This window comes from Trueperaceae bacterium (assembly GCA_019454765.1).
In the GTDB taxonomy this organism is placed as follows: Bacteria; Deinococcota; Deinococci; order Deinococcales; family Trueperaceae; genus JAAYYF01.
On record JACFNR010000029.1, the window covers coordinates 22,052 to 35,648 of the forward strand.

A 13,597-nucleotide genomic window follows, 5' to 3' on the forward strand; every position below is an offset into this window, starting at 1 on the left:
ACGCCGCGATGCTAGGCGGCGGGGCGTCAACGCGCCGTCAACGCCCCGCCCGGCCGCGCGCCGGCCTCAGCGCGAGGACAGCGTGAGCGCCACCGCCTTCTCGCCGGGCACCCGCACGGCGCGGAACTCCTCGACCGGAGCGGTGAGGACGCGCACGTCGTACACGCCCATCGCCAGCTCCAGCGGCTCGCCCCCCACCCGGCCCCGCGCGACAAGCTCGTCGGTCCCCGCGACGTACACCTCGAACGCCGGGTTCAGTGCCTCGGCGACCGCCGCCGCCAACGCCTCGTACGAGGCCACGTCGACGTAGCTCGCGCCGACGTCTGCAGCCAGGCGCTCGAACACCGCCAACGCCTCGGGCTCCAGTCCGAGCGAGACGATCGCCAGGTCGAGGGGGCCGCGCTTGCGCGCCTCGCGCACCGCCTCGGCGGGGTCGCCGCCGCAGGATTCCTCGCCGTCCGTGATGAGGATGACGGTGCGGGCGCCGGCCGCGGCGGCGAGGTCGTCGGGCACGTTCAGGAGCGAGTCGGCGATGGGGGTCTGCGACAGGAGCTTCGGCGCGATCGCCTCGACGGCGGCCATCGCCTCGGCGCGGTCGAGGGGGCCGAAGGGCACGTCGAGGCGCGACTCGCACGAGGTGGGCGTGATGTGTCCGAAGGCGCGCAGGGCGAAGGGCGTGCCCTCGGGCAACACCTCGCCCACGAGCTCCGCGAGGGTGCGCTTGGCGGCGGTGATGCGCTGCTCGCCGCTCGGCAGCTCGCGCCCCATGGAGCCGGAGGCGTCGAAGACGATCTCCACCGCGGCGGGCGCGGCGCCTGGCGCCTGACGCACCACCAGGCTGCCCGGCCCGGGGAGCGCCGCGGCCGCGGTCGTGAGCTCGAGGGTGTAGCGCTTGGGACGCCGCAGCAGGCACGAGGCGCGCGCGAAGCCGACGTCGAACTCGCCCACGCCCGCTGCGAGCGAGTAGACCCCGCCGTTGACGTCGGCCCAATCCTGCATGAGGTCCTGCGCGTAGTCGGTGCCGCCCGAGCTTATCTCGAACGTGAAGACGCGCGGCCTGACCGCATCGAACGCCTGCCACAACTCGGGCGTGAGGACGCCCCCGTCCGACTCGGCGTCGGTCATCAGCAAGATGGCGCGGGTGCCGTCGCGATCGGCCAGCGCCACCGTGGCCGCCAACAGGGCCGCCTCTGAGTTGCTCGAGTCCGCCTCGCGATCGAACTCCGTGATGGCGCGCTGCACCCGCGCGGGGTCGGTCGACCAGTAGGGCATGAGCCAGCGGGGCCGCGGACTGTCGAAGGCGAGGAGCTGCGCGGCCTCGCGCTCGCCGTTCAGGCCGGTCGCGAAGGCGGCCAGGGAGTTGTAGGTGATCGCCTGGTATGAGCTGACGGAGCCGCTCGTGTCCCAGCTGAAGACGACGCTGCGCTTGGGCTCGAACAGGTGCAGGTAGTAGTCGCCGGGCGCGGCGTAGAGGGTGAGCACCAGGCCGTCGCCGTCCGCCCTGACGTCGTAGCCGACGGGCGCGCCGGCAGCGTCGACGAGCTCGTGATCGAAGGCGATCGTCGGGTCGCCTCCGAGCGCCAGTTCCAGGTAGTTGTGGCCCGCGGGGATGCTCAGGCGGTACCAGTCCTCGTCGACGGCCACCTCGACCGTCCCGGCGACGGTCTGGCCCGGCGCGAGCTGGGTGGCGGTGGCGGGAGAGTCGTTGCCGGAACCGTCGGCGACGGCGGGGGCGTCGGTGCCGGTCATGTACTCGTAGGTCGCCGCGCGCCGCGCTGTGCCCCACTCCGCCAACGCGGAGCGGTACGACTCGTCCGCGACGCGCTCGTAGGCGGCCACGGCGTCGGGCGCGTAGTAGTGGCGCCCGGGCGTACCCTCGGCGTCGACCACCTTGGGCGCGGTGAAGCGCAGGAAGCGCGCCCACGTCGGGGCGTCTAGCCGCAAGGTGGCCGTGCCGTCGGCGTCGCGCTCCAGGCGCCAGTCGGCGAGCGGCTCCCACGGCCCGGCGCCGCCGCCGAGGCTCACCTCGACGGTCACCGCGGGGAACAGGGCGCCGGGCTCCTGCAGCGCCGCCGGCCCGTCCGTCCAGGTGAGGCGCGTCACCTGCGCCGCCCGGTTGTCGTGGAACCCGACGACGAAGCTGAAGGCCTCGTGGTCCCTCAGGTCGAGTCGGACGGGCCGACGGTCGCTCCGTTCGAGCACGTCGCCGGAGCCGAGGTACGGCTCCGAGCGCACCACGTGACCCCCATGTTCGGGGGCCGCGAGGTTCAGCTCGCCGGGCGTCCAGGGGTCGGCCGCGATGAGCTTCCACTCGCCCACGTAACCGTACCTGCCGTCTAGGCCGCTCTCGAACACCAGGCGCGCGTAACGCGCTACGACCGGCGCCTCGAACAGGAAGGCGCGCTCGCGGGGTGCCGCGCCCAGGCGACCGGTGAAGGCGGTGGTGAACGTCTCGCCGTCGAGCGAGGTCTCGATCCTGAACCCGTCGAGGCGGTCGGACCGCCTGCCGTCCGAGCGCGGGTCGAGCGTGGTGCCGACGAGGGTGACCGGCGCGTCGCCCGCCAGCTTGAAGGTGGCGGAGTGGTCGGCGTCGACGTAACCGCCGTACGAGGGTCCCACGCGCCCGTCGATGAGCGCCAGGTCGCGCCCCTCCCGGCCCGACTCCCCGTGAATTCCCGCCCCGAAGCCCCGTCCGAGCACGTCGAAGTGACCGAGGAGCGGTCGCGGGAGCGGCCAGTACGGGAACGCGCCCACCGGCGGCGCCTCGCAGGTGAGGACCGCCTCCATCGCGGCCACGTCGACGCCGCCCGGCCCGCCGGCGGCGACCTCGACGCGAAGCGGCAGGTCGTCGCGCATGTCAGCGGGCACGAGCACCTCGACGGGCACCTCGCGCGTCTCGCCCGGCTGGAGCGTCACCTCGGCGGGGTGGCGCAACTCCACGGCCGCGTTGCTGCTGGCCGCCTCGACGGCCACGGTCCGGGCCGTGGGAGCGCGGTTCTCGACACGCGCCGTCAGTGTCAGCGCCTGCCCCTCGTGCCAGTAGGCCGCCAGCTCCGCGCCAGACGGCTCGAGGGTGACCGCCACGTCGCCGTCCACGCGTGGCGACAGGAGTTGGGCCGGGTCGGGCTCGGCCGCGAAGGCCAGGCGCGCCTGGTAGGGCGAGCGGCCACTGAGTCGCAGGTAGACCTGCTCGCCGGCGGGGAGCTCGGCCTGCCAGGGGGCGCCGCCCAACGCGTCGCCCCGGGCGGTGAAAGCGAAGCGCTCCCGCTCGCTGAGAAGCTCCGCCGCGACGGCGCGCTCGTCGAGCGCGCCGCTCAAGGTCAACGTCATGGTGGTCGCCGCCGGGAAGACGGGGAGGCGGTAGTAGTCGTAGTCGCCGCCGTACTCCCCCACGTGCCCGTCCCAGGCCAACTCGGCGGGGAGCGTCGCTGCCGTGGCCATGCTGTCGTTCGGTTCCGCGTCCACCGCGGGCTGAAGGCGTCCGAGAAGGGTAAGGCGCAGCTGGTAGTAACCGCTCGACTCGACCTCGGGCGCGCGCAGGAAGAAGCCGTGGTCGCCGGCGTGGAAGTAGCGCTCTAGCCTGACCGTGCCCTCGGGCGTGAGGGTCGGGAACTCGACCCAGCCCCGTTCGGCAAGGCGGATCGGGATGGGCGCCCCGCCGCTGGGCGGCACCACCTCGAGCCTCACGTACTGGTCGTCGTCGAGGAAGAAGCGGTAGTAGTCGTCGCTGCCGCCGGAGAGGCGCCCCACGTAGACGTGGCCGGGAACGACCTTCATGGCGCGGCTCTCGTCGTCGTTCGGTTCGAGTTCGAGGCGCCCCGGCGGCGGGGGCGGCCCCGCCTCGAGGGGCGCGTCCTCGAGCGCCGCCGCGGCGGCGGCCGGGTCTTGCTCCGGCGCGCCGGCGGCGGCGGGCAGGATCGGCTCGTCAGGTGCGGGCGCCCCCTCCGCCTCGCCCGCCAGGACGGCCTCGCCCAGGTCGAGGAGCTTGAGTCCGTACTCGCCCTCCGACCCCGTCACCCGCAGGTAGTTGGCGCCGGGGAGGAGCACGATGTCGTCCAGCCTGAGGCGTTGCGACCCGCGCACGCTCGTGACCTCGCCGCCGGCGGCGTCGACCAGCGCCAGGCCGGTCACACCGGGACCCACCAGCTGCGCCCGGTAGCGGCGCGGGGCGTCCTCGACCTGCACGAGGTAGTGATCGACGTCGGCGACCTCGAGCCGACCGCGCACCTGGCCGCTCTGCGGCAGCGGGGCGGCGCCGCGCGGTTGGTCGTTGGGTTCGATCTCGCCGCCGGACGGCGCGGCGCTCGGCGCCAAGGCGAGGCGGTAGGCGGCTCCCTCCGCCCCCCACACGTCGAGCCTGTAGACGCCCGCCGCCAACAGGAGCCCGCGCCGCGAGGCGCCGCGCCCCCTCAGCAGCTCGCCACCGGCCTCGTCGACCAACGTGAGCGCGAAGGAGAGGTCAGCCGCCGAGTCGTAGTCGAGGTCGTAGTACCCGGCGGACTCGGGGGTCACCTCCACGCGGAACAGGTCGACGCCCTGGAGGACGCCGCGCATCTCGGTGCCCGGCGGGAAGTGGGTGGCGGACTCCCAGTGGTCGTTCGGTTCCACGGCCACCCCGTCGCCCCGCACCCCTTGCGACGCGAGGCGCAAGCGCACCATGCCGCTGGCGCCGTCCACGCGCACCGCGTACTCGCCGGCCGCGAGCCCGAGGCCCGAGAAGCTCACCCTTCCGCCGGCGCCGACGTCGCCCTGCACCACCACCCCGCCCGGGCCCTCCAGCACGAGCCGCGGCGTCGAGCCCAAGGCCGCCCACAGCTCGAGGCCCCAGACGCGCCCGGCCGCCGCCGCGTCGAGCGTGAAGGCGTGCCGCAGCTCGCCGGTCACGCCGCCGTAGAAACCGAACGCGCCCTCGCTCCCCTCGGGCAGCGAATCACGGTAACGGTCGCCCTCGTCGCCGTAGTAGAGGGAGCCGACGGGTTCGGCGCTCACCACGTACTCGCCGCCGGCACCGGCGGCGCTGACCCCCAGGTAGTAGCTGCCGGGCCCAACCAGGAACTGGCGGGAGCGCGCGCTCGCCCCGCCCTGGGTGGAGACGGCCAGGAGCTCATCGGCCGCCGTCACCGCGACCCCGTCGTCGGCGAAGGTCACCGCGAACAGCTGCGCGGCGGTGAGGTCCGCTGCCGGCCCCTCGACCTGCAAGACCCAGCGGTAGGTGGCGTCGGTCTCCGACACGTCCCACCGGAACATGTCGGGATCGTCGGCGCTGACGGTGCCGACGAAACAGACGCTCGTGGCTTCGTCGGAGCGCGCCGGTTGGACGCCGGCGCCCGAGGCTCCCGACCTCGTGGCCGTCGCGGGCGTACCGTTCGGTTCCACCTCGAGCGTGCACTGCTGCGCCGCGGCGAACCCGCTCGCCGCCAAGACCGCCAGGCACGTCACCCACCAGCGCCGCCGCGCCAACCGCGCGCGCCGCGCCCCGCCAGCGAAAGCCACCACTACCGGCATCGTCCGCTCCTTCCCAACAGGGTTCCCGACTAGGTTACCGTCACGCGCCCCGGGCCGCACGCCGCCCGCGGGGTGACCAAGGCGCTACGCCAGGACCGCGGGGCGGTCGGCGCCGCGCCCGCTGCCGTCACTCCTCCGGCAGTTCGGTCCGCCACTCGCCCTCGTCCGCCGCGCCGTCGTCGAGCGCCACCAGGTAGTCGATCAGGGCCTCGGTCGCCTCGAACTCGTGGAGGGTGCCGTCGGTCACGTCGCGCAGCGCCGCGCGCCAGGTGGGGCCCTCGCCCGGCTCGCGCCAGACCTTCAGTAGGAACCTGCGGCTGCGGTCGCCCACGACCCTCCTTCGCTCCGCCGCGACCGTCACGCGCCTCGCTCGGCGCGAACCAGTGGCGCAGAGTCACGGCTGCAAGGAGGTTAGGCGACCCGGTGTCAACGGGGCGTCAAAGGCCCTCCCTCGGAGGCGGCAACCAGGCGGCCGGCGTCCGCAGCAGCGCCTCCGCCAGCCGGCGCGGCAGGCCCGCGCCCTGCTCCCGCAGCTCCTCGAGCACGTCTTCCGCCACGCCGGCCGTGGGCGTCGGCGCCCCTCCCCCACCGGCTTCGACGGCTCGCCACCGCGGGCCGCCCGCCAGGACCGAGGCCAGGTAACGCGCCTTCGGTCGCTCGACGATGCGTACGACAGGCCCCGGTGGGGCCGCGCCGGCCGGGCCGGGCGGGACCAGCCCCGCCGCGACGGTGCGCGCCCGCGCCGCCATGGCCTCCGCCCTCACGGCCTCGTCCGCCTCCGCCAGGAGGCCGAGCCGCATCGTGGCGACGTCGCGCACCAGCCGCTGGTGGGCGCTCTTGAGCCCCGCTTCGGGGACGCTCGCCAACTGGGCGAGCCCGAACGACAGTTCTTGCGTCCAGAGCGCCAGCTCCAGGCGGAGCCACGGCGCCACGTCCGTCAGGCGCGCCGTCTCGAGGTCCGCGATGGCGCGCGCGGTCTCGGGCGCGGATGTCGGGTCGCGCCGAGCCCGCACGGTGGCCAGTTGGGCGTGGAGGCCGCGGCGCTTGCGCTCGTCGCCGACCTCCTCCGCCAGCAGCAACGCTGTCGTCAGGGCGGCCTCCGCTCCGGCCAGGTCGCCACACAGCCGCATGATCTCGCCGCGCTGCTCCGCCACCCGCATGGCCAGGCGCCTGTCGGCCAGCTCGTCGACCAGCTCCTCGACCTCGGCGTTCGTGTTCCAGGCCGGGCCGAGCTGCCCCTGGCGCGCGTACACGACGGCGAGGTTGACGAGCATCTCGGCCTCGCGCGCCGCCGCGCCGCGCCGGCGCGCGAGCACCATCCCCTCCTTGAAGTACCGTTCCGCCCGCGGGTAGTCGCCGAACCTCTCGGCGCTGGCCGCGACGTTGTTGAGGGTGGCGCTGACGTCGAGGTGGCGCGAGTTGCGCCGCGCCAGCGTGAGCGCCTGGTCGAAGTGGTGGTAAGACTCCCCCAGCCGCCCGCGCAGGGCGTTGATGCTCCCCAGGTTGTTGTGCGCGCGGTAGCGCTCGACCTCGGACCCGCTCACGAGGCACGAGGCGAACGCCGCCTCCGCCCCATCGAGGTCGCCGGCGTAGAAGTGGGCCGCGCCCAGGGCGTTGCGCGCTCGCGCCACCAGCGTGTCGTCGGCGATCCGCAGGGCGATCTCGAGCGCCACCAGGGCCGACTCGAGGGCCTCCCCGACCTGGGAGCGCGCCAGCAGTAGCCGCGCGCGCCTGACGTTCGCCTCGGCCAACGCCACGTCGCTCTGCAGCTCCCAGGCGAGTCGCTCCGCCTCCTGCAGTAGCGCCTCCTGCGCCGCCAGGTCTGCGTCCTGCGCGGCAACGCCCTCGAGCTGGAAGAGGGCGTCGAGGCGGAGGCGCGGCTCCTCGGCCGCCGCCCACAGGGTCAGGTAGAGCAGGTCGGAGGCGGCGTCGGCCTGGCCGCGCTCGAGCGCCGCTCGCGCGGCGCCGAACGCGCGCCGCGCCGCCTCCGCGAGCTCCCCGACAGCCAGGAGGTGCCTGGCGAGCACACCCTGGTCGGCCTCGGGGTCGTCGCGCATGACCGCCACGCTGCGCTCGTGCAGTAGCCGCTTGAGCGGTGCGGGGACGCCCGCCAGCACCGGGCCGACCAGGTCGGGCGCGAGCCGCAGGTCGGCGTCGACGAGGCCGCGGTCGGCGAGGCGCGCCAGGTCGGCGGTCAGCTCGAACGCCGGCCGCTCGAGCACGCGGGCGAGCCCGTCGACGCGCAACCCACCCCGCGCCAGCGCCAGGGCCCGAAGGGTGCGCAGCTCCTGCTCGTCGAGGCTCGCCAGGGCCGGGCGCGCCGAGAGCGGCTCGCGCCGCTCGATCCGCGACGCCAACCGCGCCGTCTCGGCGCTCGGCCGGCTACCCAGCTCGGTCTCGAGCCGCGCGCTGAAGGTCGCGTAGCTCGCCAGCGCGCGCTCCGGGTCGCCGGCGAGGTAGGCGAGGCGCATGACGGCGCGCTGGGCCTCCTCGCCGTACGGCTCGAGCTCCTGGGCGCGCAGCGCCAACGCCAGCGCCTCGCGCGGGTGGCCCTCGCCCTCGAGCTCGGCGGCCTTGGCGGCGTAGGCGCGTGCGGCGGCCGCGGCGCACCGCTCGCGCTCGTGAGCGAGCCACTCCAGGTACGGCTCTGGCAGGCGGTCGCCGAACCCCGCCATGAACTCGTTGCCTTCCAGCCGTTCGGCGAGGGCCGGCAACTCCTCCCGCGCCGCGGCCGTCAGCTCCACGACGTCGACTACGGCGAGGACGTTGACGGTTGCGGCGCCTGCGTCGAGCCACTCCTCCGCCCCCGGCAGCGACCGCAACGTGTATAGCGCCTGGCGCACGTTGGCCAGGCGCCCCGGCCCCCACAGGAGCGCGGCGAGCTCCTCGCGCGAGCTCGGGCCCGGCGCGGCGGCCAAGTACGCCAGCAGCGCCACGGACTTCTGCGAGGTCGGCTCCACCGCCACGCCCCGGTGAGCGAACCGGACCTCCCCCCAGAGCCGCGCTTCGAGTGGCCGGCGACCATCGACGGGATCCTTATCGCTCAACCAGGCACCCTGGCGGGAGCCGCGAAGAGCGGCGCGTCGCGCAGGCCTCTCAGCACGACGTGGCACGAACGGCAGCGTGGTTCGTAGCTCTCGGCGGCTCCCACCAAGACCGTGGGGTCGTCGAAGTGCGCGGGTCGGCCCTGGATCAAGCGCTGGGTGCGAGTGGCCGCCAGGCCGCAGCGGCAGATCGCCGTGAGCTTCTCGACCACCTCCGCCCGGGCGATCAGCTGAGGCATCGGTCCGAACGGCTCGCCCCTGAAGTCCATGTCGAGGCCCGCGACGATCACGCGCTTGCCCGCGTCCGCCAGCCGCTCCACCACGGCCACGATGGCGTCGTCGAGGAACTGGGCCTCGTCGATGGCGACGACCTGCGTGTCGGGGGCGAGGCGAGCGAGGAGCTCGGCAGCGCTCGAGACGAGCTCGGCCTCCAGCGTGCGGCCGGCGTGCGAGGCGACCGCCAGCCTGGCGTAGCGGTCGTCGATGGCGTGCTTGAAGACCTGTACCGCCTGCTTGGCGAGCACGGCCCGACCGACGCGGCGGATGAGCTCCTCGCTCTTGCCGGAGAACATGGGGCCGGCGATGACCTCGGTCCAGCCCCCGGAGAACCCATGACCCAACAGCATGCGCCATGGTACCGCCCGGCGCCGACCCCCGGGGCGGGGCATCCCCGGCGCCGCGTCGCGCCCGCGCCCGGCGGGCGCACCGCGGGTCGCGTGGGGGCCGTGGCCGCGCGCCGAGCGAGTGCTACTCTCCTCGAATGGAGCGCATGCACGGCACCACCATCGTCGCCGTCAACCGGGGCGGCGTGACGGCCCTCGCCGGCGACGGGCAAGTGACCATGGGCGACACGATCGTCAAACGGGGCGCGGTGAAGGTCCGGGCGTTGTCGGGCGGCGAGGTCCTCGCCGGCTTCGCCGGGACGGTCAGCGACGCCTTCACCCTCATCGAGAAGTACGAGGCCTACCTGGAGCAGTACCGCGGCAACCTCCTGCGAGCCGCCGTGGAGACGGTGAAGGAGTGGCGCACGGACCGCGCGCTACGCAACCTGGAGGCGCTGCTGCTCATCGCCGACGACGAACAGATCCTCACGCTCTCCGGCATGGGCGACATCATCTCCCCCGACGAGCCCGTGGCGGCGGTGGGTTCGGGCGGGCCGTACGCCCAGGCGGCGGCCACGGCCCTCCTGCGCCACACCGACCTTGGGGCCGAGGAGATCGCGCGCGCCGCGCTGGCCATCGCCGCCGAGATCGACGTCTACACGAGCGGCAACGCCACCGTCCTGACCGTGGGCGGGAACGCGGGCGACGCGGATCCGGAGCCCGAGCCGACGACCGACGAGGGGGCGGCGTGAGGGGCGCGGCGGACGCAGGCCTGACCGACCTGACGCCCGTCGACATCGTCACCGAGCTCGACCGCTACATCGTCGGGCAGAGCAAGGCCAAGCGCCTGGTGGCGGTCGCCCTTCGGAACCACTACCGCCGGCGCCGCCTGCCCGAGGAGATCCAGGGCGAGGTGACGCCGAAGAACATCATGCTCATCGGCCCGACGGGGGTCGGCAAGACCGAGATCGCCCGGCGCTTGGCGCGGCTGGCGCGGGCGCCGTTCCTCAAGGTGGAGGCCACCAAGTTCACGGAGGTGGGGTACGTCGGTCGCGACGTCGACTCGATCGTGCGCGACCTGGTGCGCGCCTCCGCCGTCATGGTGGAGGAGGAGAAGAGGGCCGAGGTCATGGCCCAGGCGCGCCGCGCCGCCGAGGAGCGCCTCCTGGACGTCCTCATCCCCGGCGGTTCCGACGACAGCCGCGAGCGCATGCGGCAGCTGCTGCGCGCCGGCGACCTGGAGGAGCGCAGCGTCGAGATCGAGGTGGCGGAGGAGCCGCCCGCGAGCCTGCCGATGCCGGGCATGGAGGAGGCCGGCACCAACCTGCAGGAGATGTTCAGGCGCTTCATGCCGGAGCGGAAGGTCAGGCGCAAGGTGAGCGTGCGCGACGGCCGCCGCCTGCTCGAGAACGAGGAGGCGGACCGCCTCATCGACCACGACGCCGTGACCCGCGAGGCGGTCGACCGCGCCGAGTCGCTCGGCATCGTGTTCATCGACGAGATCGACAAGATCGCTCGCGACGACCGCACCGGCGGCGCCGACGTGTCCGGCGAGGGCGTGCAGCGCGACCTGCTGCCCATCGTGGAGGGCACCCAGGTGAACACCCGCTACGGTCCGGTGCGCACCGACCACGTGCTCTTCATCGCGGCCGGCGCCTTCTCGGTCAGCAAACCAAGCGACCTCATCCCGGAGCTGCAGGGGCGCTTCCCGATCCGCGTCGAGCTCGAGGAGCTAGGGGCCGCGGACTTCCAGCGCATCCTCACCCAGCCGCGCTTCGCGCTGACGAAGCAGTACACGGAGCTCCTGGCGGTGGACGGCACCCACCTGCGCTTCGAGGAGAGCGGCGTGGTGGCGCTGGCCGAGTACGCCGAGCGCGTCAACCGCGAGGTCGAGGACATCGGCGCGCGACGCCTGCACACCATCCTCGAGACGGTCCTCGAGGACATCGCCTTCGGCACCGACCTGGGGGTGGTGGTGATCGACAAGGCCATGGTCGACAAGAAGCTCGCCGACCTGGTCGAGGACGAGGACCTCAGCCGCTACGTGTTGTAGGGGCGCGCTCGCGCGCCCCGGTCGTCAGATGTGCAGGGCCCTGCCGTCGACGGCCAGCGCCGCCTCCTTGACCACCTCCGCCAGCGTCGGGTGGGCGTGGATGGTGCGGGCGACGTCCTCGCTGCTCGCCCCGAACGTCATGGCCGTCACCGCCTCGGCGATGAGGTCGCCGGCGCGCGGTCCGATGATGTGGACGCCGAGGACGCGGTCCGTGGTGGCGTCAGCCAGCACCTTGACGCGCCCCTGCGTGTGGCCGAGGGCGCGGGCGCGCCCGTTGGCCGAGAAGGGGAACACGCCCTTGCGGTAAGCCACGCCGCCGTCACGCAGTTGCTCCTCCGTCTGGCCGACGGTCGCGATCTCGGGTTCGGTGTACGCCACGCCCGGCACGAGCCCGTAATGAACCTCGCTCGGGGTGCCGGCGAGGCGCTCCATGAGGGCGACGCCGTCCTCCTCCGCCTTGTGCGCGAGCATGGGCCCGTGGATGAGGTCGCCAATGGCGTACACCCCCGGCACGTTGGTGCGGAAGCCGGCGTCGACCGCCACCCGACCGCGCTCGTCAAGGGCGACGCCCACCGCGTCGAGTCCGAGCGAGCCCACGGCGGGGCGTCGACCGACCGCGACGAGCACCTTGCTGGCTACGAGCGCTTCGCGGCCTTCCACGGCCACGCTCGCCCGGCGCTTGGCGCCCTTGCCCGTGACCGTGACGCCCGTCACGCGCGCCCCGAGCTCGAACGCGAGCCCCTGCTGCTTGAAGACGCGCAGCGCCTCGCGCGCCACCTCCGCGTCCATGCCGGGGAGGATGCGGTCGAGGTACTCGAGCACCGTCACCTTGGCCCCTAGCCGCGACCAGACCGAGCCGAGCTCCAGCCCGATGTAACCGGCGCCGATGACCACCAGGCTGTCGGGCACCGCCTCCCACTCGAGCGCCTCGGTGCTGCTGACGACGACGTCGCCGTCGAGCGTCACCCCCGGCAGGGTCGCGACCTCGGAACCGGCGGCCAGCACGACGTGCTCGGCCGCGATGTCCGTGACGCCGTCCGGGCCCGTGACGGTGACGACGCGGTCGCCCGTCAGGCGGCCCTCGCCGCGGTAGCGGGTGATCTTGTTCTTCTTGAAGAGGTACTCGACGCCGTCGGTGTTCTGCTTGACGACCTTGGCGCGACGCGCCTGCATGGCGGCCACGTCGGCGCGGACGCCCTCGACCACGACGCCGTGCTCGGCCAGGCTCCCCTTGGCCTCCTCGTAGCGGAAGCTCGACTCGAGCAGCGCCTTGCTGGGGATGCAGCCGACGCGCAGGCAGGTGCCACCCAGCGTCTCCTCGCGCTCCACCACCGCCACGTCGAACCCGAGCTGGGCGCCGCGGATGGCCGCCACGTAGCCGCCGGGCCCGGCGCCGATGATCACGACGTCGTGCTGCGCCTCGGTTGCCACCTCAGACCTCCAGCAGCATGCGCGCGGGCCGCTCGACGGCGTCCTTGATGCGCTTCAGGAAGGTGACGGCCTCGCGCCCGTCCACCACGCGGTGGTCGTAGGTGAGCGCCAGGTACATCATCGGTCTGATGACGACCTGGCCGGCCTCGGCCACGGGCCGTTCCTGGATGGTGTGCATCCCCAGCACGCCCGACTGGGGCGGGTTGACGATCGGGGTCGAGAGGAGCGAGCCGAAGACGCCGCCGTTGCTGATGGTGAAGGTGCCGCCCTGCAGCTCCTCGGGCAGGATCTTGTTGTTGTTGGCGCGCGCCCCGAAATCGGCGATGGCGAGCTCCACCTCGGCGAACGACAGCCGCTCCGCGTCGCGGACGACCGGCACCACCAAGCCGCGCGGCGTCGACACGGCTACGCCGATGTCGTAGTAGTTCTTGAACACCATGTCGGTGCCGCGGACCTCGGCGTTGAGCTGCGGCACCTGCTTGAGGGCGTCGACCGCGGCCTTGACGAAGAACGACATGAAGCCGAGGCGCACGCCGTAGCGCTTCTCGAACGCCTCTTTGTACTCCTTGCGCAGCGCCATCACCCCGCTCATGTCGACCTCGTTGAAGGTCGTGAGCAGCGCCGCGTCCTGCTGCGCCGCCACCAGGCGCTCGGCGATGCGGCGCCTTAGGAGCGACATCGGCCTCACCTCCTCCTGGCGCTCGTAGCCGCTCACGGCGACGGTCCGGTCGGGCTCGGCGGCGGCGCGCTCGCGCTGAGCGAGGTAGTTCTGGACGTCCTCCTTGAGGAGGCGCCCGCCCGGGCCGGTGGCGGGGACCTCGTCGGCGCTGAGGCCGCTCTCGTCCAACAGGCGGCGCGCGGCCGGCATGACGCTGGTGGCCTTGACCCCGACGGGCGCGGCGGGCGCCGGCGTGGCGGCGGGCGCCGGCGTGGCGGCAGGCGCCGGCGTGGCGGCAGGCGCC

The 13,597-nt window shown here is 73.8% G+C and carries 8 protein-coding genes; 2 read left to right on the forward strand and 6 right to left on the reverse strand.

Annotation, left to right across the window (positions count from 1 at the left end):
- Positions 1-66: 66 nt before the first annotated feature.
- The 4 genes from H3C53_09005 to H3C53_09020 all read right to left on the reverse strand — a co-directional run bounded on the left by H3C53_09005 (position 67) and on the right by H3C53_09020 (position 9,175).
- Positions 67-5,505: a discoidin domain-containing protein gene (locus H3C53_09005; protein MBW7916804.1), complete on the reverse strand. Its 5,439-nt coding sequence runs from the start codon at positions 5,503-5,505 to the stop codon at positions 67-69.
- Positions 5,506-5,632: 127 nt separating this feature from the next.
- The gene (locus tag H3C53_09010) at positions 5,633-5,836 is read right to left on the reverse strand and encodes a hypothetical protein (protein ID MBW7916805.1); all 204 of its coding nucleotides are present in this window, start codon (positions 5,834-5,836) and stop codon (positions 5,633-5,635) included.
- A 106-nt stretch (positions 5,837-5,942) separates the two neighbouring features.
- Positions 5,943-8,552 (reverse strand): tetratricopeptide repeat protein, encoded by a 2,610-nt coding sequence (locus H3C53_09015; GenBank protein MBW7916806.1) that lies wholly within the window; start codon positions 8,550-8,552, stop codon positions 5,943-5,945.
- Complete coding sequence (locus H3C53_09020) at positions 8,549-9,175, reverse strand: thymidine kinase (protein ID MBW7916807.1); 627 nt, start codon at positions 9,173-9,175, stop codon at positions 8,549-8,551. Before H3C53_09020 ends, H3C53_09015 begins: the two co-directional genes overlap by 4 nt.
- A gap of 134 nt (positions 9,176-9,309) precedes the next feature.
- Here H3C53_09020 and hslV point away from each other — a divergent pair, with 134 nt between their 5' ends.
- Both hslV and hslU read left to right on the forward strand, forming a co-directional pair.
- Positions 9,310-9,903, forward strand: a complete 594-nt coding sequence (hslV, locus tag H3C53_09025; GenBank protein ID MBW7916808.1) for an ATP-dependent protease subunit HslV — start codon at positions 9,310-9,312, stop codon at positions 9,901-9,903.
- 20 nt (positions 9,904-9,923) lie between these two features.
- Positions 9,924-11,204, forward strand: a complete 1,281-nt coding sequence (gene hslU / locus H3C53_09030) for an ATP-dependent protease ATPase subunit HslU (GenBank protein MBW7916809.1) — start codon at positions 9,924-9,926, stop codon at positions 11,202-11,204.
- A 24-nt stretch (positions 11,205-11,228) separates the two neighbouring features.
- Here hslU and lpdA read toward each other — a convergent pair whose 3' ends face one another.
- Entirely contained in the window at positions 11,229-12,635 is a 1,407-nt protein-coding gene (gene lpdA / locus H3C53_09035) for a dihydrolipoyl dehydrogenase (GenBank protein ID MBW7916810.1), read from the reverse strand.
- Between the two features lies 1 nt (position 12,636).
- Positions 12,637-13,597 (reverse strand): 2-oxoglutarate dehydrogenase complex dihydrolipoyllysine-residue succinyltransferase (odhB, locus tag H3C53_09040; GenBank protein MBW7916811.1); only part of this gene is annotated, 961 nt, incomplete at its 5' end.